The organism is Rhizobium sp. G21 (genome assembly GCF_014158035.1).
In the GTDB taxonomy this organism is placed as follows: Bacteria; Pseudomonadota; Alphaproteobacteria; order Rhizobiales; family Rhizobiaceae; genus Rhizobium_E.
Genome location: NZ_JACFXW010000001.1, coordinates 1,761,714 through 1,787,283 on the forward strand (window position 1 = coordinate 1,761,714; position 25,570 = coordinate 1,787,283).

The following is a 25,570-nucleotide window of genomic DNA, read 5'->3' on the forward strand; positions in this document are numbered from 1 at the left end:
GGCGCGACACGGATAATCAGCAGGGTTGCATATGAACCGGTTTGAAGGCAGCGGAAGCCGCGAAGCCAAAATTCGCTATCTCGACGGCGATTTCCAGATCCTGCTGCCGGGCGGCTATGTGGTCTGCGCGGTGACCGGCCGGCAGATTCCTCTCGACGAACTGAAATACTGGAGCGTCGACCGCCAGGAGGCCTATGCGGACGCCGCCGCGTCCCTGGACGCGGAAAAGCGCGCGGGACACATCGCGCAAAACTGAGGCCAATCCCTCATCGCATCCGGAAGCCACGGACGTTCAGGCCAGGATCGCCGTCGCTCCGGTCACCAGCAGTATGGCGACCCCCAAAGCCGCGATGACGACCTTCTTGCTCTTCGCCAGGGCGGCGGTCGCCAGAAGCGCGTAGTAGGACAGGTTGAGACCTGACCAGATCACGATATTCGACAGCGGCCAGCCGTCCGTCACCATCGATATCGCCGGCGGTATCTGGGTCATCAGATTGCTGGCGAGCACGCAGAAGCCTACCTCGCGCCGATGGATCATGATGTGATCGTCGAGCGTATCCGTCTCGCCCGCGCTCGGAAACACCTGTGTCGCAGCGAAATAGTAGAGCAAGGCGACGATCGCCACGGCGAAAGCGACGGCGTAGTTGATCTTTTCCAAGTCGCGATACGCCCAGGCATTCATCCAGAACGTGATGAGATCGACGAGAAGCAGCGCGCCGAACATCGGGGCGACGACCCCGAGCCGCCTGATGCGCCTGTTGGCGTAGGCGCGTGAGAAGCCGGAGGCGATTTCGGCGACGGCCAGGCCGAGCAGGAGCCCGTAAAAGGCGAACATGAATGCGAAGGCGTCACTCATCGCCGGATCCTCGAACGGTCCGGCGCGCCGGGCGCGCCATGCTCGAAAAAGATCCGCGGAGACGGCAGAAGATCGAATTGAATGTCATTATAGCGCGCTCGATTAAATCCAATCCTTGCTTGCCGTAAACGGCTCTGGCTGCAACAGGAGATTTTCCGGCCGTCCAAAAAGCGCCGCGGCGTTGCAAATTTACACGACTGGTTTTGGTCTGACGGCCGACCGCCTTCGTCGCGCAGCCTCAACCGTTTCGCGAATGATCAGCGCCGGCGCTTGGGGATTGTCGAAAGCCATATCGACATCGATCACGCGCAGGCGCTGCGCCAGATGCTCCGCGCGGCCGTGATGGCCGATCAGGCGAACGGCGTCCTTGGCGGTCGTGACGATCAGCAACTGCTCCGCCTCCGCCGTCGACAGGATGTCGTCGATCTCGTCGTCCGTGAGATGCTGGTGGTCGCCGAAGGACCGGGTGGCGACGGGATCGGCGCCGATCTCACGGACGGTGCGGAAGAATTTCTCGGGATCGGCGATGCCGGCGAAGGCCAGCACGCGCTTGCCGGCGAGGTCGTCCGCCTGGCGCGGCGCGATCTTCGCCTCCATCACCGGTTTGCCGATCCGGGCTGCGAGCCGGATGAAGGGATCGGCGGCGGCGCCGTCGCCGACTTTCAGGAGCGCGGTCGCATATTTGAGTTGCAGCGACGTGGGCGCGCGCACCGGGCCGGATGGGACGATCCGGCCGTTGCCGATGCCGCGACGGGCGTCGATCACCATCAGCGCGTAGTCAAAATTGAGGCGCGCGCTCTGGAAGCCGTCGTCCATGATGATGAGATCTACGCCTTCTGCGATCAGGCGGTTCGCGCCGTCGAGGCGTTTGCGGGCGATCACCGTCAGGGCTTCACGCGCAATCAGCAGCGGTTCGTCGCCGACATCGCGGGCGCGATGGTGATGCGGATCGACGACGGTGGTCCTGTCGATGCTGCCGCCATAGCCGCGGCTGAGCACGCCGGGTTTCAGACCAAGCGACGTCGCGGCTTTTGCGAGCGCGATGACCGTCGGCGTCTTGCCGGCTCCGCCGACGGTGAAATTGCCCACGCAGACAACGGGAACAGGAAGAGGCGCGCGCGCGCCGCGACGCAGGTTTCGCGCCGCCACGGCTCCATAGATCCAGGAGATCGGCGCAAGCGCCAAGGCCTCCCATCCGGTCTTCCGCCACCAGAAGGGCGGTGAATCCGATACCATCGCTTCCGTCCCGCGTCGTCGCGAGACCCTGTCTTTCGCGTTGAAGGTGATAAGCGACATCAGAGAACGCGAAAAATTCAGGAAAAGCAAGGATAAGCGGCGCGGTCGAGACGATCTCCGGCATCAGATGCGATCGAGCAGCGCTTCCAGTTCGTCGATGCTCGCCAGGACATGGTCCGCATCGGGCGCGAGCGCGTCGCGACCGCTGGTGCCGGTCAACACGCCCACGGCGAGACCGGCCTTGGCGTTCTGCGCCATATGCAGGTCATGGGTGTTGTCGCCGACCATGACGATCTCGGAAGCGGGAACACCCGCGTGTCGCGCGAAACCCTCGATCATGCCGGGGCCGGGCTTGACGCCGTGGCCGCTGTCATAGCCGGCGATATAGTCGAGCAGATCGATGACGCCCAACCGTTCCGCCATCAGGCGAATGGAGGCTTCATTGTCGGAGGAGGCGACGCCGAGCTTGAGCCCCCTGCCCTTCAGTCGCGCAAACAGCGCGGGAAGATCGGTGACCGGAACGGAATTCGCGGCGCCTTCGAGAAAGAAGCGATCGAGATGACCGGTGAGTTCGTCCGCCTCATAGGGAGAGCCGCCCTGCGCCATGGCGGCGGCGATTTCGCTCGGAGCGGCGGCGGCGAACAGGCTGCCGGCCGAGACCTTGCCGGTCTTGGGGTCCATGCCGCAGATGATCATCAAACGATCCGCCAGCACCGGGTCGCCATCGGCGGCGAACAGGCTGGCGCGCCGGTTGATCGGCTCCCAGGTCTTGTCGAAGTCGAGGAGAGTGCCGTCCTTGTCGAACAGGATCGCTGAAAATCGGGTCATGATGTCATCCGCCATTGGCGCTGGCCCGCGGCATCAGCCGGGCTTTCATGGTCAAGGGATTGATGTATGGCTCGAGCCCGCGCAGCGTCGCCGAGAGCGCGCCGCGCATCTGATGCACCGTCTGCAGGCCGGCATCGATCATCTGGTGCCGCGCCGGCTCGTTGGTGATCAGATAATAGACGCCTTTCGCCAGCATTTCCGTATCCCGCACCATCCGCGCCGAACCGTTGCGCGCCAGCATCTGGTAGCTTTCCCGGAAATTTCCGACATGGCCGCCCGAGAGCACCGCGCAGCCCATCATCGCCGGCTCTAGCGGGTTCTGACCGCCTTCCGCCGTCAGCGAGCGTCCCACGAACGCCACTTCGGTCAATTGCAGATAGAGGCTCATTTCGCCGATCGTATCGCCGAGATACACATCCGTGTCCGCGCCGATCTGTTCGCCGCGGCTTCGTCGGGCCACCGTCAGGCCCTGTTCCTTGAACAGCGCTTCGATGTCGTCGCCGCGTTCCGGATGGCGCGGGACGACGATGCTGAGAAGATCCAGCCGCGGCTTCAGCACCTTGTGCACGTGACCCGCCGCCTTCTCTTCGCCGTCGAAGGTGGAGATGGCCGCCCAGGTCGGGCGCGCGCCGATCTGCTGGCGCAGACGCATCAGCGCCGTGGCGTCCGCCTCGGGCATGTCGCTGTCCGCCTTGAGATTGCCGGACACCAGCACAGGCAGGGCGCCGAGATCCTGAAAACGCGTGGCGTCGAGTTCGGACTGGGCAATCACCAAAGCGAGATTTTCGAACAGCGCCGAAGCGACGTTCGGAAAAGACGACCAACGCCGGAAGGATCGGTCCGACATGCGCGCATTGACGAGGATCTGCGGGATATGACGCTTGCCGAGCGCCATGATCGTATTCGGCCAGATCTCGGATTCGGCGAACAGCGCCAGATCCGGCTGCCAATAATCGAGAAAACGCTCGACCACGGTTTTGAGGTCGAGCGGCACATATTGGTGGATGACATATCCGCCGAGACGGGCGTTCGCCACGCTGGCCGAGGTGACGGTGCCCGTGGTCAGGAGCACCGTGATGCCGCGCCGAGAAATTTCCTTGATCAGCGGAACCATGGCGTTGGTTTCGCCCACGCTCGCGGCATGGACCCAGACCACCGGCCCCTCCGGACGGGCCGCGCTTGGATATCCGTAGCGCTCGGACCGGCGCGCCCGCTCTTCCTTGCCGCGCGCCGAGCGAATGGCCACGAGCGTGTTGATCGCCGGATAGGCCGCCACGCCCGCCCAGCGGTAGGCCCAGAGGGCTGCCCGGGCGCGGAGGCTGCTCATTCGCCTGTTCCCTTGATCATCCCGTCAGCCCTGGGACGGCTCGAGAAGGCGATGCAGATGCACGATGAAATAGCGCATATGCGCATTGTCGACCGTCTGCTGCGCCTTCGATTTCCACGCCGTCAATGCCGAAGCATAATTCGGATAGATGCCGACAATGTCGAGCTCGTCGAGGTTCTTGAACTCTGTCGCGCCAAGCGTGGTGAGTTCGCCGCCGAAAACCAGATGAAGGAGTTGCTTGTTTCCCGCTGCGTCGGACATGGATGCTTCCTTTTTCTTATTGAGTTTTTAAGGACCAAATGGATGCGCACGTGGACATGGAATTGCGGCAATCCGATGCAAAGTCAATGGATGCGCGCCGGGATTTGCGCTCCATCCCACATTGTCTCCGTCAGGAAAGAGAGAGGCGACCACCTGCCGATGCAAATCGACCCGCGCCGCGACCAGCAGATCGTGGCTGGGGTCAGGCCTGTTGTAGACGATGGCGGCTCCCTCGGCGTCGCTCAGCACGCCCCCGCATTGACGAGAATGAGTTCCGCGGCCGCCAGATCCCAGTCATGGGCATGGGGCTTCACCAGGGTCGCATCGAGACGGCCATCTGCGATCATGGCCAGGCGATAGGCGAGCGAGGGAATGCGCCCCACCTTGTCCAGGCGGGCTCGGACATCCGCATCGAGACGCGCCATGGCGTCGTCGGCGGCGCTGATCGTGAAGCGGCCCGCCGGATCGCTCCCGCCGACGCGCAGCGCCGCGCCGTTTTCTCGACGCGACCGCCGGCATCGGCGAGATAGAGTTCATTCAGCGCGGGGGCGAACAGGACGCCGGCCACGGGTCGTCCCGCTTCCACCACCGCCGCGCTCACGGCCCAGGTCTCGCGCCCGGTCATGAAGGCGCGGGTTCCGTCGATCGGATCGATGACGAAGACGCGGGATGCGCCGAGGCGCGATACATCGTCCTCGCTCTCCTCCGACAGCCAGCCGTAATCGGGCCGGGCGGCGAGAAGGCGCGCCTTCAGCACGTCATTGGCCGCATGGTCGGCCGCGGTGACCGGCGAGGCGCCGTCATTCTTCCAGAACACTTCGACATCGTTGCGGAAGAAGCCGAGCGCGACACGGCCGGCGGCAATCGCCGCCTCGCGCAGAAGCTCCAGATCGTCTGCGTGGGAAAATGTCAAAGGACCTTCGCTTTCACTTGCCCGCGATCGTCATGTTCTCGATCAGCACGGTCGGAGCGGCCACGCCATATTTGCGGTCGATATCACTGGCCGGGACCATCGAAAGGAACATGTCCTTCATGTTCGAGGCGATGGTCACTTCCGAGACCGGATATGTCAGTTCGCCATTCTCGATCCAGAACCCGGAGGCGCCGCGCGAATATTCGCCGGTCACCAGATTGGCGCCATGGCCGATCATCTCGGTCACATAGAAACCGGATGCCACGCCCTTGATCAGGTCTTCAGGTGAGACATCGCCGGGCTCGAGCGCCAGATTGGTGGAGGACGGCGAGACCGAGTTGCCGCCGCGCACGCCGCGGCCATTGGTCTTGAGGCCGAGCTCCCGGGCAGCCGAGGTGGCCAGGAACCAATGCTGGAGCACGCCGTCTTCGACCATGACCATGGCGTCGCCGCGCACGCCCTCGCCATCGAAGGGTCGCGACGACGTTCCCTTGTGGATGAGCGGATTGTCGGTGATGTTGAGGCCGCGGGCCAGGATCTGCTGGCCCATCTTGTCCTTGAGGAACGACGTCTTGCGGGCGATCGCCGCGCCGTTGATGGCGGAGGCGATGTGGCCGACGAGACCGCGCGACACGCGTGGATCGTAGATGACGGTGAGCCCGGAACCCGTATCGGCCTTACGCGGATTGAGACGGCGCACCGCCCGCTCGCCGGCCTTGCGGCCGATCTCTTCCGCATCGTCAAGATCGGCGAAATGCAGGCGGCTGTCGCCTTCGTAATCGCGCTGCATGTTGACGCCCTCGCCGGCGATGGCGCTCACGCCCCGGCCGAAGCGGGTGGCCATGTAAGAGCCGGAAAAGCCGTGCGAGGTGACCAGCACCAGCCCGCCCATCGAAGCGGAGGCGCCGGCGCCGCTGGAATTGGTGACGCCGGGGACAGCCAACGCGGCCGCCTCGGCGGCGAGCGCCGCATCGGTCAACGCGGCGGATTCCACCTCGGTCGGATCGAACAGGCCGAGATCCAGCGCGTCATGGGCCAAATCAGCCTCGTCGGCCAAGCAGGCGAAGGGATCCTCGGGCGAGGCCTTGGCCATCGCCACCGCCCGCTCGGCGAGCGTCCTCAGGTCGAAGCCGGGATTGGCCGAGACGCTGGCCACGCGCTTTCCGAGGAAGACGCGCAGGGAGAAATCGTCGCTCTCGGAGGATTCGACGCCCTCGACCTTGCCGAGGCGGACCGAAACCGACCGGGAGCGGGAGCGAACAACCACGGCGTCGGCGGCGTCGGCGCCGGCTTTGCGGGCGAGATCGACGAGCTCCGAAGCGCGTTCGAGTAGATGACGGGAATCAATGGGCTCTTGCATGATCGGCCTTTCTGCTCCGACCCATTTATGGCTGTCGGGCGAAATCATCAAGGGCGGGCAGGCTTATCTTGACGGGGAAGCGCCCAGCCCGGCTATATGGCGGCAACGAATCCCGAACTGGACCCAGTCTTCATGAGCCAATCCCACGCCGTCATCAGCGAAGCGCTTCTGCTCCTCGGCGCCGCCGTCGTCTCCGCACCGCTGTTCAAACGGCTCGGCCTCGGCACCGTGCTCGGCTATCTCGCGGCGGGCGTGCTGATCGGCCCCGTTCTCAACCACATCACCGATGGCGAGGAGATCCTGTCCTTCGCCGAGCTCGGCGTGGTGTTCCTGTTGTTCATCATCGGGTTGGAATTGAAGCCGACACGCCTATGGCAGATGCGGCGAGACATCTTCGGCCTGGGCAGCGCGCAGGTGCTGATTTCCGGCGCGATCCTGAGTTCGCTCGTTCATTGGGCCGGCCTCCTTGGCTGGCAGGGCGCCATCGTCGCCGGCTTCGGCCTGGCCCTATCCTCGACGGCTTTCGCTTTGCAGATTCTGGAAGAGCGCAGCGACCTCAACACCGCGCATGGGCAACGCGCCTTTTCCATTCTGTTGTTCCAGGATATCGCCATCGTGCCGCTTCTGGCGCTGACCAGCTTCATCGCGCCCGACAGCGGCGAAAGCTTCACCTGGACCGGCGCGGCGATCGCCATCGGCGCGGTTGCGGCGCTCATTCTCGCCGGCCGCTATCTCCTGACGCCGCTCTTCCAGATCATCGGCCGCACCGGCGCGCGCGAGGCGATGATCGCGGCCGCTCTCTTCGTCGTTCTCGGCGCCGGCGCTCTCATGGAAATGGCGGGGCTCTCCATGGCCATGGGCGCCTTCCTCGCCGGGCTGATGCTGGCGGAATCCTCTTTCCGGCACGAGCTCGAGGCGGATATCGAACCCTTCCGCGGCATCCTGCTCGGCCTGTTCTTCATGGCGGTCGGCCTGTCGCTCGACCTGAAAGTGGTGCTGGACAACTGGCTGATCATCCTCATCAGCGTGCCGGTGATCATGAGCGTGAAGACGGCGACGATCTATGCGCTCTGCCGTATCGGCCGCTCCTCCTATAATGATAGCGCCAAGATCGGGTTTTTGCTCTCCCAAGGCGGCGAATTCGGCTTCGTGCTGTTTACGACCGCTGCCGGCGCGGCGGTGTTTCCGCAAAGCTCGGCCTCGCTGCTCATCGCCATCGTCACCGTCACCATGGCGCTGACGCCGCTGGTCGCCGCTTTGCCGAAGCTTTTGCCAAAGGGCGAGCGGCGGGAGGAACTGGAAGAAGATTTCGAAGGCGCCGGCGCGGAAGTGTTCATCGTCGGCTTCTCCCGCTTCGCCCAGATCGCCGCGCAGATCCTGCTCGCCGCCGGTCGCGAGGTGACGATCATCGATCATTCCGCCGACCGCATCCGCCAGGCGTCGCGCTTCGGTTTCCGGATCTATTTCGGCGACGGCACGCGCAAGGACGTGCTGGTGTCGGCCGGCATCGCCAAGGCCAAGATCATCGCCATCTGCACGCACAACCGCGAACTCACGGACCGTATCGTCGATCTCGTGCAATCGGAATATCCGGACGCCAAGATCTTCGTGCGCTCCTACGATCGCGGCCACAGCCTGTCGCTGCTCGCCAAAGGCGTCGACTATGAACTGCGCGAGACCCTGGAGTCCGGCCTGCTGTTCGGTCAGAAGACCCTCGAAGCCCTGGGCATGACGGAAGCGGACGCCTCGGCCATCAAGGACGACATCCGCAAGCGCGACGAAATGCGGCTCGCCATCCAGGCGCAGGACGGCATTTCGGCCGGCCGCGAGATGCTGTACTCGAACCAGCCGGTTCAGCCGGAGCCGCTCATCAAGCCCAGGCAGGAAGCGGCCGAATGAGCCGCAAGCCGATAAGCGCATGAATTTTTTTTTGCTTTTTTGTAAGCGCGTTCAATTCGATTAAACTCGAATTAATCTTCATGTGACATTCGTTCAGGTCTTGAAATGATCATGGGCGTCGGCGAAAGCCGATGCGGCGCAGGTTCTGACCGCCAGCTGGGGCGATCGAAGGAGAGTCTGTGCAGAGCCCGTTCAGGCGTCGCCAGCATGCATCGATGACACCGCCGCCAGCGGGAGCCTGACATGGACGATGCCGCGTCCTTCGACGCCCTTTTGCAATGCAATCTGCTCGAGATTTTCTGCGAGGGCCTCGGCGCGGCCTTGTTCGTAACGGACAGGCTCGACAATATCGCTTTCGCCAGCGTTCGCCTGCTGCATTATTTTCCGATGCCGGAAAGCGTGATCCGGCCCGGCTCGAGGGTGCGAGATTTCTACGCCGCCCTATACGACGCCGGATGCCGTTTCGGCGCCCAACACAGCGTCAAGGATGTTCACAAGGAAGACTGGGTGAGCGATCGGGTCGCCACCGGCTGGAAGGAGCGCGTGGACAAGATCGAACATGGGCCCGGCGACCGTTGGTTCCATGTCGTCAGCCGCCGCTTTTCCTCCGGCCTGGGACTAACGGCGCTTCAAGACGTGACTGACCACAAGAAAAAGAACGCATCTGGAACGCGGACAAGGAACGCATGCGGCTGACCGAGGAAATCCTCGACGCCCTGCCGATCGGGGTCGCCGTGAAGGATCGCAACCTGAACTATGCCGCGATCAACAAGCGATTTTCGGAACTGTTCGACCTCAGACCGGAGCGACTGATAGGACGATCCGTGTGGGACGTTTTCGAGCCCGGCATAGCAGGCGCTCTCGAAGAGGCGAACTGGAAACTCCTCAGCAGCGGCGAAGATCAAAAGACGCTCGTCGAAATTCGCGGCGAGGACGAGGCCTTCACCCGTATCCTGCATCGTTCCAGGCGCATCGGGCGTCCCGGAGCGCATTACATCGTCATGACGTTCGAGACGACGACGGAGCCGGAGGTCGATCCGGCGATGATCGCCGATGCGAGCGCCGTTCTCGATCGCGCGCGCGACATGACCGATCTCGGGTCGGCGAAAGGCGATCAACTGCTGCGGGTCGCCCTGGCGACCACGCGCTCTGTCGACGAAAGACGGCTGGTCGCTGGAGCCTCGGATATCGGCGTGGAGCTCTGCGTCATCCGGTCGCCGACCGAACTCGACAAATTCCTGCCGGCGCTGGATGAAGCGGGCGTCCAACTCGACCTCATTCTGCTGGACGAAAGCGCGGTTCAATTCGCCCCGATCGCGGCCAAGGGAAAGACGCCGGTGCGGGTCCTGTCTTCCGTGAGCGCGCTGCTGAGCGACCTCGCGCTGTTCATTGCGGCGCGCGAAAGGCGCCAGGACGAGGAGCAAGGCGACGTGACGGCGCAGGGTCTGCTGGACCAGCCGGTGGATGTGCTCGCGCTCGAAGATCGAGAGGTCAACCGCTTGGCGCTGGCGCAGATCCTGGACAGCCTGGGGCTGACCTATGTTCTGGCGGAAACGGGCCAAGCCGCACTCGACCTCTTGGCGCAGCGCAAGATCCGGGCTGGTTCTCGCAGACATCACGCTGCCCGACATGAGCGCTGCGGACTTCATGAAAAGGGCGCGCGCGCTTCAGGGCGAAACACCGTTTCTCGCCATGACGCCGCCGTCGTCGGGGAGACCGTCGACGAGTTGCTCGCGGCGGGCTTTCTCGACATGGCGGTCAAGCCGATCAGCTCCGAGAGCATCGGCCTTTTGTTGCAAAGACACTATTCGCCGCGCATTTGGCCGGAAAAGGAGCCGGCCAAGACGCCCATCCACGCGAGATCGACGGGATAAGGCTTCCTTTATCGCTGGAAGGCGAAAATCAACGGAAAGCCGGAGGTGTTTGTTAACATTTCGGCGGCAGTCTTAAAGCAACAAGGGCGCATCGAAGTAGGACACACTAATGACCGTTGCTGACACGGGTGATTTGCCAGCCAATCAGAGCGATTTACACCGCTTCGCCTTCACCGACGCCCTGACGGGACTTGGAAACAAGTACAGACTGAGAGAAAAGCTGCGACAACTGATCATGGAGCGCGCTTCGGACCCGGCGCCCTTCACAGTCGGCATCGCCAATCTCGACGGCTTCAAACCCATCAACGACTTGTTCGGCCCCTCGGCCGGCGACCAGATTCTATGTCAGGTGGCCCATCGGCTGAAAGCCTGCATTCCCGACGGCGCGACGGTGGTGCGTTACGAAGGCGACGAATTCGCACTCTTGCTGCCTCTCGTGTTCGAACGTCGAAGCGCCGAGAAAATGGGCTCGATGCTGAAAGAGGTGCTGTCGGCGCCCTATGATCTCGGCGAACGCAATGTCAGGCTTTCCGCTTCGTTCGGTTTCGCCATCCATCCCTTCGCAGGAGCCGAATTCGAGAATCTGCTGAAGAGCGCCGAGACGGCGCTGTATCGATCGAAACGACGCGGACGCGGTCAGATCACCGTCTATTCGACGGAGATGGCCGAACAGATGAAACGGGCGACGCAAATCGAGCAGGCGCTTCGCAACGCCATCATCGCCGACGACGTCGATGTCCACTTCCAGCCCATCGTATCGCTGAAAGACGATTCGGTGCTCGGCTTCGAAGCTTTGGCGCGCTGGCAGGACAAAGATCTCGGCTTCGTGTCGCCGGCGGTGTTCGTGCCGCTCGCGGAAGAACGCGGATTCATCGATTCGCTGTCGGAAACGCTGCTCCGCAAGGCTGCCGAAGCCGCGCTGTCCTGGCCGAAGGAATTGTTCCTGTCCTTCAACTTGTCTTCGGCTCAGCTTCTCGATCCCGCCACCGCGTTCAACATACTCGCCGTCATCAACCGAACCGGCCTCGATCTTCGTCGGCTGGAACTGGAAATCACCGAAACGGCGGTGATGTCCGATCCCGAAACCGCCGACAAGATCATCTCCGAACTCCGGGCCGCCGGCGTGCGCATTTCGCTCGACGATTTCGGGACGGGACAATCGAGTCTCAGCCGGCTCTGCGATTTCCGGTTCGACAAGGTAAAGATCGACCGCGCCTTCGTGTCGCGCATGCTGACCGATTCCGCGTCGGAACACATCGTCAAGGCGATCGTCACGATGTGCCATGGACTGGAATTGACGGTCGTCGCCGAAGGTATCGAGGACTTTGCCGAGGCGCTGAAATTGAAGGGCCTCGGCTGCGACATGGGCCAGGGCTATTTCTACGGCAAGCCCGCCCCTGCGCGCGCGACGCTGGATTACATCAGCCAACGCTACGACGGCGAAGATGGCGTCGAACGCCGTCGCGTCAGCGGGGACTAGGCCCGCCGCTGTCGAGCAGCCAATCCCTGACGCGCCGCGCCGATGCGCCAAGTTCGACGCCGCGCGGCCAGACGACGTAAAAAGCCTGCCCCGTTTCAAGCACGTGCTCGCCCACAGGAACGAGAGCGCCCGAACGGATCTGGGGATCGATGAGGTGGCTCCAGCCCAGGGCGATCCCCTCCCCCGCCAGCACGGCCTGGATGACCAGCACATAGTCATTGATGATCAGCGGACGATAGGGCTTGGCGTAGTCGATGCCGGCGCTCCGGAACCACTCGCGCCAGTCGCAGGCCTCGCGGACCGGCTCTTCGAGATGGATCAGCCTCAGGCTGGGCATGTCGGAGAGCGCCGGCGGCCCGCCGATGGAGTCGACATAGACGGGGCTCGCGACGGCATTCACCACTTCCGGCGCCAGCACGGCCGCATGGTAGGCGGGCCATTGTGACGGATGACCGCCGCGAATCCCCAAAGGAGTTCCTTCTTCCTCGAGATCGAGATCCCGCACCGATGTCTGTATGCGCAGATCGATGTCGGGAAGATCGTCGCGAAGCCGGTTGATCCGCGGCAGCATCCACATCGAAGCGAAGGCGGTGGAGGCGGCGAGAGTGACATTGGCTTCACGACCCTTGGCGCGCACCTGTTCCGCCGATTTCTGGATACGCGCCAGCCCCGCTGAGACATCGGCGTGAAAGCGGGCGCCTGTTTCGCTCAGGCTCACGGCGCGGTGACTGCGGCTGAACAGGGCGACGCCAAGCTGGGTCTCCAGCGTTCGCACCGCATAGGACACGGCGGCCTGCGTCATGCCCAACTCCTCGGCCGCCCGGGTGAAATTCTCATGCCGACCGGCCGCTTCGAACACGATCAGGGCATTGGCCGACGGCAACAGGCGCTTGAGGTTTTGCATAAGGAGATTTTATATCAAGCCCCGAAATTTGGGAAGGATACAATTACGCTGACTGGGCTTAGGCTCGTCTCACACATAAAGGGAACAGACGCATGAGCCAGACCGACGCCGTCCTCGATCAGGAACCCAAAACCAGGCGCGAGCGCGGCAAGCGCCGAGATCCCGCCGCGCGGCCGCTCGGCGTTCCCTACATCGTCAGGAACATCCCGACCTATGACATCCTCGGCGAGGAATCGCTGCTCCGCATCGAGGCGACAGGCCAACGCATTCTCGCCGAGATCGGGATCGAATTCCGCGACGATCCAGACGCGCTGGAGCTCTGGAGAAAGGCAGGCGCCAAGATAGACGGGTTGCGCGTCACATTCGAACCCGGCATGCTGCTGGAAATCGTCTCTTCGGCGCCGTCGTCCTTCACACAGCATGCGCGCAACCCGGCGCGCAATGTCGAGATCGGCGGCCGCAACGTCGTGTTTTCACCCGCGTATGGCTCGCCTTTCGTGATGGATCTCGATCGCGGCCGGCGCTACGGCACGATCGAGGACTTCCGCAACTTCATCAAACTGGCTTATTCCAGTCCCTGGCTGCATCATTCCGGCGGCACGATCTGCGAACCGGTAGACCTGCCGGTCAACAAGCGCCATCTCGACATGGTCTACAGCCATATCAAATATTCCGACCGCGCCTTCATGGGCTCGGTCACGGCGGAATCGCGCGCAGAGGAATCCATCGACATGGCGCGGATCGTGTTCGGCCGCGACTTCGTCGACCAGCATTGCGTGATCCTCGGCAATGTCAACGTCAACTCGCCGCTGGTCTGGGACGGAACCATGACCAAGGCGTTGCGCGCCTATGCCCGCGCCAACCAGGCCGCCGTCATCGTGCCCTTCATTCTCGGCGGCGCGATGGGCCCCGTCACCAATGCCGGCGCGATCGCCCAGGCCTGGGCGGAGACGCTGGCGGGTTGCGCATTGACCCAGCTCGAACGCCCCGGCGCGCCGGTGATCTTCGGCAACTTCCTGTCGTCGATGTCGCTGCGCTCGGGCTCGCCCACCTTCGGCACGCCGGAGCCGGCGATCGGCTCGATGGTGGTGGGACAATTGGCGCGCAGGCTGAAACTGCCGCTGCGCTGCGCCGGCAATTTCTCCAATTCCAAACTGCCGGACGCGCAGGCGATGCAGGAGGGCGTGATGTCGATGATGTCCGCCGTCCATTGCGGCGCAAATTTCATCCTGCATTCCGCCGGCTTCCTCGACGGGCTCCTGTCGATGTCCTATGAGAAATTCGTCATGGACATGGATTTTTGCGGCGCGCTGCACGCCTATCTCAAGGGCGTGGAGGTGGACGACAATGCGCTGGCGATGGACGCCTTCCAGGAAGTCGGACCGGGCAGCCACTTTCTCGGCAGCGGCCATACATTGCGCAACTACCAGACCGCCTTTTGGGACACCGACGTTTCCGACAACGAGCCGTTCGAGAAGTGGTCGGAGGAAGGCGGCTCCACCGATATGGCGACGCGGGCCAACAAGCGCTGGAAGCGCATGCTCGATGAATACCAGGCTCCGCCGCTCGATCAAGCCGTGGACGAGGAACTGCTCGACTTCATGGCGCGCAAGAAGACCGACACGCCCGACGCCTGGCATTGATTTGCAGGTCGGCAGAGGTCACGCAGCCTTTGCCGACCCGTCACCGGCGCTGAAGCTCCGTTCAACAATTCTCATGAGATTTGCATGGCAAATCGGGCTATGAGGGCTGACCCAATGGAGCCTACCTCATGTCCCTGCTTGGAAGCCTGTCGCCGCAATCGCTCGCAGCCCCGGAAAGCGGTATCGTCGAAATCGTCAATTACGCCCGTATGCGAGACAATCTTATCCCGCTCTGGGTGGGTGAAGGCGATAGCCCGACACCACAGTTCATCGCGGACGCGGCCATCGCCTCGCTGAACGCCGGACAGACCTTCTACACCTATCAGCGCGGCATTCCGGAATTGCGCCGGGCGCTGTCGGATTACTACGCCCGGCATTTCAACACGCGGCTGCCGGCCGAGCATTTCTATGTGGTCGGCTCGGGCATGCAGGCGATCAAGCTGGCCATCGAGGCGGTGGTGAAGCCCGGCGACGAAGCGATCTATCTGTCTCCGGCTTGGCCGAATTTCGCCGCAGCCCTTGAAATCTCCGGCGGCAAGGCAGTTCCGGCGGTGCTCGATTTCGTCGACGGCGCCTGGAGCCTCGACATCGCCACGGTCGAGCAGGCGATTACGCCGAAAACGAGGGCGCTGTTCATCAACACGCCGTCCAACCCCTGCGGATGGACGGCGACGCGCGCCGATCTCGAAGCTCTGCTCTCCCTCGCCCGCGCCCATGATCTCTGGATCATCGCCGACGAGATCTATGCGCTCTATTCCTTCTCCGCCGCCCGCGCGCCGTCCTTTCTCGATGTGATGACCGAGAGCGACAAGATCCTGTTCGTCAATTCATTCTCGAAGAACTGGTCGATGACCGGCTGGCGGATCGGCTGGATCGTCGCGCCGCCGGAGACTGGCCAGGTGTTCGAAAATCTGGTGCAATATGCGACCTCGGGCGTCGCCGAATTCGTCCAGCGTGGCGCGGTGATTGCGCTCGACGAGGGTGACCACGTCATCAAAGCAAATTACGAGAAGGCGAAGAGATCGCGAGACATTCTCTGCGACGCCCTGATCGCCACCAATCGCGTCGCAACTCTCAAGCCTGACGGGGCGCTCTACACGTTCCTGAAAATCGATGGGGTGACGGATTCCAGAAAGGCGGCTTTCGACATCGTCGACAAGGCCGGTGTGGGTCTGGCTCCGGGCGCGGCCTTCGGCCCCGGCGGCGAGAGCTTCCTGCGCGCCTGCTTCCTGCGCGATCCCGCCATCGTCGCGCAGGCGGCCGACCGCCTGTCGCGCTATATCCGCAGCCTCTGATCACGACGCCGTCCGCGGGCGCCTTCATACGACTTCGGCATATTCTCTCTTGTGTTCCGCGCCTCATTTTGCGATTTGGGGCGCGGTCGTATTTTCTGGAGAATTGCATGGCAGAGCGCATCGAGTCCCTCCGAGACATCGTCTCGCATTACGACGTGATCCTCTGCGACGTCTGGGGCGTTCTGCACAATGGCGTCAGCCCCTTCCCGGAAGCGCCTTTGGCGCTGAAAGCCGCGCGCGACGCGGGCGCAACGGTGGTGCTGATCACCAATTCGCCGCGTCCCGGCAAGGATGTCGTCGTCCAGCTCGACGCCATCGGCGTGGCGCGCGACGCCTATGACCGGATCGTCAGCTCCGGCGACGTCACCCGCAAGTTGATCTCCGAGGGACCGAAGAACATCGCCTTTATCGGCGCCGAACGCGATACGCCGCTTCTCGATGGCCTCGACGTCAATGTCGTGGCTGATGAAGAGGGCGAAATCGTCGTCTGCAGCGGCTTCAAGGACGACGAAACCGAGACGCCCGACATGTATCGCGACCGGCTTGCGGCGCTCGCCGCGCGCGGGTTGACGATGATCTGCGCCAACCCCGATCTGGTGGTCGAGCGCGGCCACAGGCTCATTCCCTGCGCCGGCGCGCTCGCAGCGCTCTACGCCGACCTCGGCGGCGCCACCAGCATCGCCGGCAAACCCTATGCGCCGATCTACGCCGCATCGCTCGCGGAAGCCGAGGCCGTGCGTGGCGCGGTTGATCGGACCCGCGTGCTGGCTGTCGGCGACGGCATGCCGACCGACGTCAAAGGCGCGATCGGCCAGGGTCTCGATCTGCTCTACATCTCCGCCGGCATCCATGCCCGCGATTACATGACCGGCGATGTGACCGATGTCGACCGGATGAACGCCTTCCTCGCCGCTCACCAGGCCGCACCGCGCTGGTGGATGCCGCGCCTCGCCTGAGAGGGATACGCCGCGCATGACCGTGTTTCACCGAAACGAAAATCGCGGCGAACTGCCCGAATCGCTCGAAGGCGGCGTGCTGGCGATCGGCAATTTCGACGGCGTGCATCGCGGCCATCAGGCTGTGTTGTCGCGCGCGATGGAGATCGCCGGAGCGGATGGCGCGCCGACGCTTGCGCTGACCTTCGAGCCGCATCCGCGCACGGTCTTCAATCCTGACAAGCCTGTCTTCCGGCTCACGCCCGCGCCTCTCAAGGCGCGGCTTCTCGAAGCCATGGGATTCAACGCCGTGCTCGAATACCCCTTCGACCGCGCTTTTTCCGGCCGTTCGGCTGAGGAGTTCATCCAGTCCATCCTCAAGGACTGGATCGGTGTGCGGCATGTCGTGACCGGCTTTGATTTTCATTTCGGCAAGGGGCGCGAAGGCGGCCCGGCGTTTCTGCTGAAGCGGGCGGACGCCACGGTTTCGGCGTGACTTTGGTCGACGCTTTTCGCGACGAGAATACGGAAGTCGTCTCCTCGAGCCGCATCCGGGCGCTGATCGGCGACGGCGACGTCTCCCAGGCGGCGGGGCTTCTCGGCTATCGCTATACGGTCGAGGCGCCGATCATTCATGGCAAGAAGCTCGGCCGGACCATCGGCTTTCCGACCGCCAATATGGCGTTGCCGCCGGAATGCGGCTTGCGGCCGGGCGTCTACGCGGTGCGCTTCCGAAAGGCCGATGGCGTGATCCATGACGGCGTCGCCAGCTTCGGCTATCGCCCGACGGTAACAGACCATGGCGCGGCGCTGCTCGAAACCATGCTGTTCGATTTCTCCGGCGATCTCTATGGGCAGAACTGTTCGGTGTCCTTGTTCGGATTCCTGCGCCCGGAAGAAAAATATGACGGACTCGATCCGCTCATCGCCCAGATGAATCGCGACGTCGAAGAGGCGCGTGCGCTGCTCGCCCGCGTTCAGCCGCTCGGCGACCTCGATCGCGTAACGGCTTTCTGAAGTTTCGGTCCGGCGTCAAGGCTCATGCAAGCCTGCTGAAAAAGCCTAAGCTTCGCTCAAGATAGAGGCCGTACCAACAGCGTCATGGACAGCCGCCACGGCCACAAGCCGCGCGGGAGATGCGAACCGCCTTCGCATCTCTCCAAGGCTGGTCTGTCCTACTTCTTTTTCTGGAGCAGGTTTTGGCCACACTTTCGCTGATCATTCCGGTGGAAACCCGCGACGAAAGTCCGGCCGAACTGCTGTCGTCACTGGCTGAAAACAAAGGCGCGGATCTCGAAATCCTGCTGGCGGCGCCCGATCGGGAGACTGCGATCGCGCTCGACCTCGATGCGCTCGCCGCACAGGACCCGCGGGTGCGTATCTTCACCCCGGCTTCCGCGCCGACCTCTTCGCTGGCGCTCTGGACTTGCGCCGTCGAGGCGACCAAAGGCGCGTGGATCTCGCTGGTCAAGCCGCGTGACGGCTTCGAAGCCGAAGCCGGGCGGATCGCCGATGCGGTGAAGGCCAAAATCGGCAAGGTGGATGCGCTCGCCTGGAACGCCATCCCGATCAGCGCCGACGCAGACTCGTCACGCGAAGAGTCCATCGGCCTGCCGACGGGCTTCGACCCCTTCCCCTATGAGAAAACCAATCTCCTCAAGGCGTTCTTTCTCTGGGAAGGCAGCCTCTCGACGCCGAAGGCGCCGTTCGGCCTCTATCACGGCATCCTGTCGCGCGAGCTTGCGATGAACATCGCCGCGACGATCCGCACGGCCGGACGCGATCATGACCTGCCGCAATGGGAATGGGCGGCGCGCGTCATGCTGATCGGCGAGAGTTTCGTGTTCGGGCCGCGACCGCTCTCGATCGTCGACCAGCGCCCCTATGCGCCTCCGGCCACTTTCACACAGCGTCCCGACTTTCCGTTTCATGCCGGTCTCGGCGTGACGGGAGGGATCATCGAGATCCAGAGCGCGCTGTTCACCGAGATGGGCGCCGCCTGGAGCGGGGCGCCGGAGCATGTGATCCGGGCGATCCTGATCGATTGCGTCGGCGAGACCGACCCTGTCCGCTTCGAGGCCAAATGCGCCGCGTACCGCCAGGCGCTCGCGGCATGGGAGGGCGGACGGCATGCGCATCTTTTCCAGCCCAAGTTCACGGGTCCTCGCCCGCTGGAGCGCCGCCGCGGCCTGCACGGCACGACCCTGATGGTTGATCGCCATATCGGCGGGGCGCGCAACGCCATCGAATTCTATCGGGTGATCCGCAATTTCCTCGCGCCCATCGGCTTGATGTGCGGCGGTGTCGCCGTCTGAGACGCTTCAGCCGACCAGATCGTTCCAGCAGGGATGATCGGGAAAAGCGGCGCGAAAATGGGTGAGCGTGCCCTTCGCAGCGCGTTCGGAGCCCAAGGTTGCGACCGATCCTGCGCCGTGCGTGCTGCGCAGCCAGTCGAGCGGCATCCTGCCAATGATCGCGGCAAAGTCCGGCTTCCGTTTGTCTTCCTCGGCAACGTCGGACCAGAGACGGATAAGCGCATCCGCCGATTTCTCCGGCGCAAAATCACGCGCTCGCTGCGCGGCGGCGCGGCCGAGGTCGTCGCATCGGTCGGGATCGTCCAACAGAGCATCCAGCATGGTCGCGCAATCCTCAATGGCTGCTGCAACGAGGCCATCCTCGCCATGGCTGACGATCGCCTGTTCGGCCGGATTGGCCAGCACGACGGGAGCGAGACCCAGCGACATCGCCTCGATCAGGGCATTCTCGGCGGTGCCATAGTGATCAGGCTGCAGAGGATAGAAGAAGATACGCGAGGCTGTTAGCGCCGCCCGGGGATTGTCGGTCTGGCCCATGAAGACGACCCGATCGGAATGGCGCATGGCGCGGGCGCGGGCCATGACCTCGCCTTGCGGATCGGCAGCGCCCCAGACCGCGACTTGCACGTCATGGCGCATCGCGTCGATCGCATCGAAGAAGCCGGGATGCATCTTCACGAAATCGGCCGTGCCGAGATAGCAGATGGGCGCGCCGCCTGGTGTGGGCTCAGCGCCGGCCGCGAAGCCGAAGCCGCTGCCGATGGCCGAAAGCCGCGCTTTCACATTGTCCGGAAGTCCCTTGCCGAGCGCCAGTGAGGCTGGCGTCGTAAACACGAAGCGATGGGCGGCGGCGAATAGGCGGGGGTCGATCACCGGACGAAACAGGCCTGACACATGCGACCAGAAGACGGACCGCATCAGGGGCAAATGCTCCGACGCCAGGCATTCGTAGAGACGCGGATGATTCCAGAATTCGAACTGGACGATGTCGGCGCCTGCCGCCTGCGCCGCGACATCCTCCATCCCTGTGGCAAAACGCACCTCGGCGCCGCTTTCGGCGATGGCATCCGCATAGCGCCTGTCTCGCGGCTCTTCCAGAAGCAGATAGGTCCGGCGGAGAGACGTCGGCATGGCGGCGCTCAAGGCGGCGTGCGCCTTGCCGACGCCGCCGCCCAGATGGGCCGTTACATGCAGGATGTTCATTCAGCGGCGACGGGCGTCGGCATGTTCAAGCCGCCCGGAGCGGGAACCGCCGGATTGATCGTGACCTTGGCGCGGAAGCGTTCGAGCAGCATTTCGCGGTGATCGTCGATATTGTCCGGCAGGCAGTGGGTGAGTTGGCCGCAGGAGCCGCAGACCTTGTTCTCGCAGCGGCGGCCTTCCAGATGCTGCAGTCGGAGCGCATTCATCTTGTCCGACATCCAGATCTTGGACAGCGGCTCGGTGCGGACATCGCCGATGATCAGCTTGCGGCCCCAATCGAGGAAGCAGGACGATACGAGGCCATCGGCGTTCACGCTCATGGCGTAGAAGATATAGGGGCAGGTGTCGGTGGGGCGCAGCTGCTGCTGATAGATGCCGACATCGCCGATCTTGATGCCGGAGCGTTCCTCGACATTGAACTCGGGCCAGCAAGGCGCGAAATTCTCGATGAAGATGCGGTCGCAATAATCGCCGAACGTGTCGAAGAACTCCTGGCGCTGCGCCTCGGTGATCAGCTCGCCCGGGATCTTGATTGACACTTCCATGTCGCCCTTGTTGTCATAGAGCCATTTCACGCCCTCGACGAATTTCGGGAAATCGAAATTGAAGCCGGTGAACTTCTGATAGGTGTCATTGGTCATGCCGTCGACGGAGATGTTGATCTTGTCGAGGCCGGCCTCGATGACCGGCGCGAGCCGCTCGGGCGTGAGGAAAGTGCCGTTGGTGGTGGTGTCGATATAATCGACATAACCGGACTGCTTGGCGTAACGGATCATGTCGGCGAGGCGCTTGTTCAGGAAGGGCTCGCCATCCTTATACATGCGCAGCACCTTGATCGGCTTGCCGAAGGCGGCGAGGTCGTCGATCACCTTGGTGAAGACCTCGTATTTCATCGCGCCCTGGTAGCGGCCCGTTTCGGCGATCAGATCGCGATGGCCGGTCGGACAAAAGGTGCATTTGAAATTGCAGGAACTCGCGGGATCGACGAATACGATGAACGGCGTCTCGAGCGGGATGACCGTTTCGAGCGGCGTACGCCCTTCCAGATTAATTCTCGGCTTCAGCTGCGCTTTCATCAGACCATCACTCCGGTGAGCGATCCGGTTCAAGGCCGAATCGACCATATGCACTATAATCGTGCGCCATAATGGTTAACCTATTTCACCACAGGGTGGCGCGAGGCTGACCGCGAATTATCCTAAAGCGCCGCCTTTGACAGCAGCCACGATCTCGCCGATCCGCCTGTCGCCCTCATGCTCCGGCTTGCGCGCCCGCACCAGGCAGGCCTCGGAGCGGAGGATGACGCCATCCGAGAGGATCTTGAGGTGATTGGCCTTGAGGGTCGACCCGGTCGAGGTGATGTCGACGATGATGTCGGCCTGGCCGGCCGCCGGCGCGCCTTCGGTGGCGCCGAGGCTCTCCACGATCCGGTAGAGCTGGATGCCATGGGTGCGGGAGAAGAACTGCTGCGTCAGTCGCCAATATTTGGTGGCGATGGCGAGGCGGCGGCCGTGGCGGGCGCGGAAATCGGCGGCGACATCGGCGAGATCGGCCATGGAATCGACATCCAGCCAGATCTCGGGCGCGGCGACGACGACATCGGCATGGCCGAAGCCGAGCCGGACGCAGAATTCGGCGCGCTTGTCGACATCGGCGACGTCTTCGCGCATCAGGTCTTCGCCGGTGACGCCGAAATCGACGGTTCCGGCGCCGATTTCGCGGGCGATTTCGGAGGCCGAGAGAAAGGCGATCTCGACATCGTCGACGCCTTCGACGCGGCCCCGATAGGAGCGGTCATTGCCGACCTGGACGATCTTCATGCCGGCGCGCTCAAAGATCGCCGACGCGTCGTCCTTCATCCGGCCCTTGGAGGGCAGCGCGATGGTGATCATCTCGTCTCTCCCTTCACCGCCTCGATGCGGTCGAGCCAGAGGGCGAAGCCCACGGCGGGAATGTGATCGGCGGCGCCGAGCAGCGTCAGCATGCGGTCATAGCGCCCGCCGCCTGCGAGCACCTGGTGGTCGCCGCGTTCGGTGATCTCGAAGACGAGGCCGGTGTAGTAATCGAGCGGACGACCAAAGGCGGCGCGCCAAGTGATGTCGGCCAAGGACACGCCCGCCTGGGCGAAGGCCGCCACGCGCGCATCGAAGCCTGAGATCGCCTTCTCCAGCGGCAGACCGGCGGCGCGGGCAAAATCGGCCAGCACGCCCGGCGCATAGCGCAGGCTGACATTGAGCGACAGGAATTCCTTGAGCGCATCGAGCTTGGCTGTATCCAGCGAAGCGCCGGCCAACGTGCGCTTTTCCTTGAGGCGCCGAAGAATCTCCGCAGGCGAGCGGCTGGCGTTGGTCAGATAGCCGGTGCGCTCCATCTCCGCTTCGATATGGGCCGCCAGCCCTTCGTCGTCGCCAGCCTCCAGCATCGCCTCGACCTTGGGGTCGAGTCCGGCGATCGGTTCGGGACGGGCGAGCCGGGCGATCATCGCTTCGAGCAGATCCGTTTGACCGAAAGCGCGCACAAGCCGCTTCTGCCAGCCCGTGGGCAGGCCGAGTGCGGCGATAACAGCTTCGAAAACAGCCTGATCGCCGATGGTGACGGCGAAGGCCTTGCCCTTGAGCGTGCGCGTGAGGCAGGCGATGGCGTCGGCGACGGCGCGCGCGTCGGCGCGGGCCGCATCGGTATCGCCGAGATCCTCGATGCCAGCCTGATAAAACTCATTGCCGCCTTCGCGGCGCTGGCGGAAGACTTCGCCGAGATAGGCGTAGCGCTTGGGCGTGCCGGTGGCCGTCTCGATATGCTGGAGACAGACGGGAATGGTGAATTCCGGCCTGAGGCACAGGCTTTCGCCGGTTTCGCTTTCGGTGAGGAATATGCGCCGACGCAGATCCTCGCCGGCCATGTCGAGAAAGGGCGCGGCGGGCTGGATGATCGGCGTGTCGACGCGCTCGGTGCCGAGTTCAGTGAAAAGCGCGAAGAGATCGGCGGCGAAAGCGGGGCTGTTGATCAGGGGCATGCCAGCAGTCCTTCTGCGCAAGCGGCATGCCCCCTCTGTCGCTGCGCGACATCTCCCCCCACAAGGGGGAGAGAGGGAGGCTGCGGCGCTGGCCGCACATCAATCTCCCCCTTGAGGGGGAGATGCCCGGCAGGGCAGAGGGGGTGAGCCGCAAGCATGACGTCAATCGCCCTTCGCCCGACGGCGGTCTTCAGCCTGGGCGGCCAGCATCTCGCGGACCCGCTCGACCAGTTCACCCTCCGGCACGGCCACCTGCGCCACTCGCGCTTCGCGCCAAGCGACATTGTCGGTGATTTCGCCCGACAGACGCTTGCCTTCGATCAGATCCTTGATCTGCACTTCGCCGGCCTCGCGCTCGCTCGAACCCTGGATAAGGGCGAGCGGCGCGCCACGGCGATCGGCATATTTCAGCTGGTCGCCGAAATTCTTCTTGTTGCCCTGATACATTTCGGCGCGGATGCCGGCATGGCGCAGCTCTTGCACCATTTTCTGGTAGCGGCCGAGGCTTTCGACATCGCGATCCATGACGCAGACAACGACCGGCGCAACCACCTCGTCGGCGCCGAGTTTGCCGAGATTCTTCAGCGCCGTCATCAGGCGAGAGACGCCGATGGAAAAGCCTGTGGCCGGCACCGGCTGACCCATGAAGCGCGATACGAGTCCATCATACCGCCCGCCGCCACCGACCGAGCCGAACACGACCTTTTCGCCCTTTTCGTTGGTCACGTCGAAGGTGAGTTCGGCTTCGTAGACGGGGCCGGTATAGTATTCGAGGCCGCGGACGACGGAGGGTGCTATGAAGATACGATCTGTGTAACCGGCAGCGATTACGAGGCTCGCAATAGTATCTAGCTCGGTGAACCCTTCCGTGGCCGTCTTATTGCCCCCTACAATCTGCGAGATCGCTGATAACGTTTCTGCCGGATTCTGTCTTGTGGCCTTCAGCAATTCGACGAGACGCTCTATTCTAGGTTCATCAAGACCAACGCCTTTTGTAAAGTCCCCACTCTCGTCTCGGCGACCAGGCCCAAGAAGGAGTCTGACACCTTCAATTCCGAACTTGTCCAGTTTATCCATTGCGCGCAAGACGTTGAGCCGGCTTGCGGCATTTGACTCACCACCTAGACCAATGATTTCAAGGACTCCGTCCAAGAGCTTCCTATTGTTCACCCGGATCACATAGTCGCCGCGCTTGATGCCGAGGGCTTCCAGCGTATCGGCCATCATCATGCACATTTCGGCGTCGGCCTGCACGCCGGCGGCGCCCACCGTGTCGGCGTCGAACTGCATGAACTGGCGGAAGCGGCCGGGGCCGGGCTTTTCGTTGCGGAACACATAGCCAGCCCGATAGGTGCGGTAAGGCAGCTGGATATCCTGGAAATTCTCTGCGACATGGCGAGCGAGCGGCGCGGTCAGGTCATAACGCAGGCTCATCCACTGTTCGTCGTCGTCCTGAAGCGAAAACACGCCTTCATTAGGCCGGTCGCTGTCCGGCAGGAACTTGCCCAGCGCGTCGGTATATTCGAACAGCGGCGTCTCGATGGGATCGAAACCGTAGCGCTCATAGACCTCGCGGATCTTCGCCGTCATTTCGTTGACAGCCCTGATATCGGCCGCCTCGCGATCGACGAAGCCGCGCGGCAGGCGGGCCTTGAGCTTCTGCGGTTTCTTGGGCTTGTCATTCATGGCGGGCTGATCCGGAGGTCGGTTTTCTCAAGGCCCTCGCTCTAACGGATCATCCGGGGAGCGGCAAGGGGCAGATGGGCCTGACAGAGCGGCCATCGTTGCGGAATGACGGGAATTCGACTATATGTAGAGTGGAAGGAGAGCTTTCGCCCGCCTTCCGTTTCGTTATCTATAAAGTTGGACGCGGATCACGAGGGACCAGCTCGTCCGCGTCCTCTTTATTTCGAACGTTATGCGCACCGGCAAATGCCACGTGACACATATCTCCTGTTCACAGGCGAGGCTCTCGCCACAGCCGGGGAGCCCATCTCCCGCGGTCGCGCCGGCTGGCTCGGCGCTGCTGCTTCCGCTGCAAACGATGGATCTTGTCCTTTTACTTTGATCGCATCGATGACATTCGCGCCATGAGTGCAACGCATCCATTCAAGCGATCCACAATAGTTGCAGTTTCGGTGGGACGGTGATAATCTGACGGAGTGGAAGGCGAGCTCTCGCCCGCCCTCCGTTTGCTCAGAATATGAATTGGACGCGGACAATGAGCT

General features: G+C 63.2%; 21 protein-coding genes and 2 pseudogenes. 10 read left to right on the forward strand and 13 right to left on the reverse strand.

Translation table 11 applies throughout. From position 1 onward, the window contains the following. The first annotated feature begins 31 nt into the window (after positions 1 to 31). Positions 32 to 256, forward strand: a complete 225-nt coding sequence (locus tag H2O14_RS09025) for a DUF2093 domain-containing protein (protein WP_182827380.1) — start codon at positions 32 to 34, stop codon at positions 254 to 256. Positions 257 to 292: 36 nt separating this feature from the next. Here H2O14_RS09025 and H2O14_RS09030 read toward each other — a convergent pair whose 3' ends face one another. The 7 genes and pseudogenes from H2O14_RS09030 to H2O14_RS09060 all read right to left on the reverse strand — a co-directional run bounded on the left by H2O14_RS09030 (position 293) and on the right by H2O14_RS09060 (position 6,781). After that, positions 293 to 856, reverse strand: a complete 564-nt coding sequence (locus H2O14_RS09030; RefSeq protein ID WP_182827381.1) for a hypothetical protein — start codon at positions 854 to 856, stop codon at positions 293 to 295. A 189-nt stretch (positions 857 to 1,045) separates the two neighbouring features. Beyond that, positions 1,046 to 2,092 carry a tetraacyldisaccharide 4'-kinase gene (gene lpxK, locus H2O14_RS09035; RefSeq protein ID WP_182827382.1) on the reverse strand — a complete coding sequence of 349 codons (1,047 nt, stop codon included), beginning with the start codon at positions 2,090 to 2,092 and terminating at the stop codon, positions 1,046 to 1,048. 123 nt (positions 2,093 to 2,215) lie between these two features. Next, positions 2,216 to 2,920 carry an HAD family hydrolase gene (locus tag H2O14_RS09040; protein WP_246697335.1) on the reverse strand — a complete coding sequence of 235 codons (705 nt, stop codon included), beginning with the start codon at positions 2,918 to 2,920 and terminating at the stop codon, positions 2,216 to 2,218. A 4-nt stretch (positions 2,921 to 2,924) separates the two neighbouring features. Further along, positions 2,925 to 4,247, reverse strand: coding sequence for a lipid IV(A) 3-deoxy-D-manno-octulosonic acid transferase (waaA, locus tag H2O14_RS09045; protein WP_182827384.1), 1,323 nt, complete (start codon positions 4,245 to 4,247; stop codon positions 2,925 to 2,927). A gap of 24 nt (positions 4,248 to 4,271) precedes the next feature. Beyond that, complete coding sequence (locus tag H2O14_RS09050) at positions 4,272 to 4,508, reverse strand: DUF4170 domain-containing protein (RefSeq protein WP_182827385.1); 237 nt, start codon at positions 4,506 to 4,508, stop codon at positions 4,272 to 4,274. Between the two features lie 174 nt (positions 4,509 to 4,682). Beyond that, positions 4,683 to 5,421: pseudogene (locus H2O14_RS09055) on the reverse strand (3'(2'),5'-bisphosphate nucleotidase CysQ); the annotation flags it as partial. A gap of 13 nt (positions 5,422 to 5,434) precedes the next feature. Continuing rightward, positions 5,435 to 6,781 (reverse strand): TldD/PmbA family protein, encoded by a 1,347-nt coding sequence (locus tag H2O14_RS09060; protein WP_182827386.1) that lies wholly within the window; start codon positions 6,779 to 6,781, stop codon positions 5,435 to 5,437. Between the two features lie 132 nt (positions 6,782 to 6,913). Here H2O14_RS09060 and H2O14_RS09065 point away from each other — a divergent pair, with 132 nt between their 5' ends. From H2O14_RS09065 to H2O14_RS09080, 4 genes are all read left to right on the forward strand, one after another. Further along, positions 6,914 to 8,680, forward strand: coding sequence for a monovalent cation:proton antiporter-2 (CPA2) family protein (locus H2O14_RS09065; protein WP_182827387.1), 1,767 nt, complete (start codon positions 6,914 to 6,916; stop codon positions 8,678 to 8,680). 243 nt (positions 8,681 to 8,923) lie between these two features. Further along, complete coding sequence (locus tag H2O14_RS09070) at positions 8,924 to 9,376, forward strand: hypothetical protein (protein WP_182827388.1); 453 nt, start codon at positions 8,924 to 8,926, stop codon at positions 9,374 to 9,376. Next, positions 9,367 to 10,554 carry a PAS domain-containing protein gene (locus H2O14_RS09075; protein ID WP_182827389.1) on the forward strand — a complete coding sequence of 396 codons (1,188 nt, stop codon included), beginning with the start codon at positions 9,367 to 9,369 and terminating at the stop codon, positions 10,552 to 10,554. The genes H2O14_RS09070 and H2O14_RS09075 overlap by 10 nt, the downstream gene beginning before the upstream one ends. 109 nt (positions 10,555 to 10,663) lie before the next feature. Continuing rightward, positions 10,664 to 12,034 (forward strand): putative bifunctional diguanylate cyclase/phosphodiesterase, encoded by a 1,371-nt coding sequence (locus tag H2O14_RS09080; protein ID WP_182827390.1) that lies wholly within the window; start codon positions 10,664 to 10,666, stop codon positions 12,032 to 12,034. Here the strand turns inward: H2O14_RS09080 and H2O14_RS09085 are convergent. Beyond that, positions 12,021 to 12,938: a LysR substrate-binding domain-containing protein gene (locus tag H2O14_RS09085; RefSeq protein ID WP_182827391.1), complete on the reverse strand. Its 918-nt coding sequence runs from the start codon at positions 12,936 to 12,938 to the stop codon at positions 12,021 to 12,023. The genes H2O14_RS09080 and H2O14_RS09085 overlap by 14 nt on opposite strands. A gap of 92 nt (positions 12,939 to 13,030) precedes the next feature. On the opposite strand from H2O14_RS09085, the gene H2O14_RS09090 reads away from it, so the two are divergent. The 5 genes and pseudogenes from H2O14_RS09090 to H2O14_RS09110 all read left to right on the forward strand — a co-directional run bounded on the left by H2O14_RS09090 (position 13,031) and on the right by H2O14_RS09110 (position 19,126). After that, positions 13,031 to 14,581, forward strand: coding sequence for a trimethylamine methyltransferase family protein (locus H2O14_RS09090; RefSeq protein WP_182827392.1), 1,551 nt, complete (start codon positions 13,031 to 13,033; stop codon positions 14,579 to 14,581). Between the two features lie 128 nt (positions 14,582 to 14,709). Then, positions 14,710 to 15,876, forward strand: coding sequence for a pyridoxal phosphate-dependent aminotransferase (locus tag H2O14_RS09095; RefSeq protein ID WP_182827393.1), 1,167 nt, complete (start codon positions 14,710 to 14,712; stop codon positions 15,874 to 15,876). Positions 15,877 to 15,983: 107 nt separating this feature from the next. Beyond that, on the forward strand, positions 15,984 to 16,832 hold the full coding sequence (locus tag H2O14_RS09100; protein ID WP_182827394.1) for a TIGR01459 family HAD-type hydrolase: 849 nt from the start codon (positions 15,984 to 15,986) through the stop codon (positions 16,830 to 16,832). 16 nt (positions 16,833 to 16,848) lie between these two features. Beyond that, positions 16,849 to 17,828: pseudogene (locus tag H2O14_RS09105) on the forward strand (bifunctional riboflavin kinase/FAD synthetase). A gap of 182 nt (positions 17,829 to 18,010) precedes the next feature. Beyond that, the gene (locus H2O14_RS09110) at positions 18,011 to 19,126 is read left to right on the forward strand and encodes a hypothetical protein (protein WP_182827395.1); all 1,116 of its coding nucleotides are present in this window, start codon (positions 18,011 to 18,013) and stop codon (positions 19,124 to 19,126) included. A 6-nt stretch (positions 19,127 to 19,132) separates the two neighbouring features. On the opposite strand, the gene H2O14_RS09115 is transcribed toward H2O14_RS09110, so the two are convergent. The 5 genes from H2O14_RS09115 to hisS form a co-directional block, all read right to left on the reverse strand. Further along, positions 19,133 to 20,329: a glycosyltransferase gene (locus tag H2O14_RS09115; RefSeq protein WP_182827396.1), complete on the reverse strand. Its 1,197-nt coding sequence runs from the start codon at positions 20,327 to 20,329 to the stop codon at positions 19,133 to 19,135. After that, positions 20,326 to 21,405 carry a radical SAM protein gene (locus tag H2O14_RS09120; RefSeq protein ID WP_182827397.1) on the reverse strand — a complete coding sequence of 360 codons (1,080 nt, stop codon included), beginning with the start codon at positions 21,403 to 21,405 and terminating at the stop codon, positions 20,326 to 20,328. The genes H2O14_RS09115 and H2O14_RS09120 overlap by 4 nt, the downstream gene beginning before the upstream one ends. Positions 21,406 to 21,522: 117 nt before the next feature. Beyond that, positions 21,523 to 22,221 carry an ATP phosphoribosyltransferase gene (gene hisG / locus H2O14_RS09125; RefSeq protein WP_182827398.1) on the reverse strand — a complete coding sequence of 233 codons (699 nt, stop codon included), beginning with the start codon at positions 22,219 to 22,221 and terminating at the stop codon, positions 21,523 to 21,525. After that, entirely contained in the window at positions 22,218 to 23,342 is a 1,125-nt protein-coding gene (locus H2O14_RS09130) for an ATP phosphoribosyltransferase regulatory subunit (RefSeq protein WP_182827399.1), read from the reverse strand. The genes hisG and H2O14_RS09130 overlap by 4 nt, the downstream gene beginning before the upstream one ends. A gap of 162 nt (positions 23,343 to 23,504) precedes the next feature. Then, positions 23,505 to 25,028 (reverse strand): histidine--tRNA ligase, encoded by a 1,524-nt coding sequence (gene hisS / locus H2O14_RS09135; RefSeq protein ID WP_182827400.1) that lies wholly within the window; start codon positions 25,026 to 25,028, stop codon positions 23,505 to 23,507. Positions 25,029 to 25,570: the final 542 nt, after the last annotated feature.

Excerpts from the sequence above, each read along its gene's own strand:
- H2O14_RS09025 (WP_182827380.1), top strand. The coding sequence starts at position 32 with ATGAACCGGTTTGAAGGCAGCGGAAGCCGCGAAGCCAAAATTCGCTAT.
- H2O14_RS09030 (WP_182827381.1), bottom strand. The coding sequence starts at position 856 with ATGAGTGACGCCTTCGCATTCATGTTCGCCTTTTACGGGCTCCTGCTC.
- lpxK (WP_182827382.1), bottom strand. The coding sequence starts at position 2,092 with ATGGTATCGGATTCACCGCCCTTCTGGTGGCGGAAGACCGGATGGGAG.
- H2O14_RS09040 (WP_246697335.1), bottom strand. The coding sequence starts at position 2,920 with ATGACCCGATTTTCAGCGATCCTGTTCGACAAGGACGGCACTCTCCTC.
- waaA (WP_182827384.1), bottom strand. The coding sequence starts at position 4,247 with ATGAGCAGCCTCCGCGCCCGGGCAGCCCTCTGGGCCTACCGCTGGGCG.
- H2O14_RS09050 (WP_182827385.1), bottom strand. The coding sequence starts at position 4,508 with ATGTCCGACGCAGCGGGAAACAAGCAACTCCTTCATCTGGTTTTCGGC.
- H2O14_RS09060 (WP_182827386.1), bottom strand. The coding sequence starts at position 6,781 with ATGCAAGAGCCCATTGATTCCCGTCATCTACTCGAACGCGCTTCGGAG.
- H2O14_RS09065 (WP_182827387.1), top strand. The coding sequence starts at position 6,914 with ATGAGCCAATCCCACGCCGTCATCAGCGAAGCGCTTCTGCTCCTCGGC.
- H2O14_RS09070 (WP_182827388.1), top strand. The coding sequence starts at position 8,924 with ATGGACGATGCCGCGTCCTTCGACGCCCTTTTGCAATGCAATCTGCTC.
- H2O14_RS09075 (WP_182827389.1), top strand. The coding sequence starts at position 9,367 with ATGCGGCTGACCGAGGAAATCCTCGACGCCCTGCCGATCGGGGTCGCC.
- H2O14_RS09080 (WP_182827390.1), top strand. The coding sequence starts at position 10,664 with ATGACCGTTGCTGACACGGGTGATTTGCCAGCCAATCAGAGCGATTTA.
- H2O14_RS09085 (WP_182827391.1), bottom strand. The coding sequence starts at position 12,938 with ATGCAAAACCTCAAGCGCCTGTTGCCGTCGGCCAATGCCCTGATCGTG.
- H2O14_RS09090 (WP_182827392.1), top strand. The coding sequence starts at position 13,031 with ATGAGCCAGACCGACGCCGTCCTCGATCAGGAACCCAAAACCAGGCGC.
- H2O14_RS09095 (WP_182827393.1), top strand. The coding sequence starts at position 14,710 with ATGTCCCTGCTTGGAAGCCTGTCGCCGCAATCGCTCGCAGCCCCGGAA.
- H2O14_RS09100 (WP_182827394.1), top strand. The coding sequence starts at position 15,984 with ATGGCAGAGCGCATCGAGTCCCTCCGAGACATCGTCTCGCATTACGAC.
- H2O14_RS09115 (WP_182827396.1), bottom strand. The coding sequence starts at position 20,329 with ATGAACATCCTGCATGTAACGGCCCATCTGGGCGGCGGCGTCGGCAAG.
- H2O14_RS09120 (WP_182827397.1), bottom strand. The coding sequence starts at position 21,405 with ATGAAAGCGCAGCTGAAGCCGAGAATTAATCTGGAAGGGCGTACGCCG.
- hisG (WP_182827398.1), bottom strand. The coding sequence starts at position 22,221 with ATGATCACCATCGCGCTGCCCTCCAAGGGCCGGATGAAGGACGACGCG.
- H2O14_RS09130 (WP_182827399.1), bottom strand. The coding sequence starts at position 23,342 with ATGCCCCTGATCAACAGCCCCGCTTTCGCCGCCGATCTCTTCGCGCTT.
- hisS (WP_182827400.1), bottom strand. The coding sequence starts at position 25,028 with ATGAATGACAAGCCCAAGAAACCGCAGAAGCTCAAGGCCCGCCTGCCG.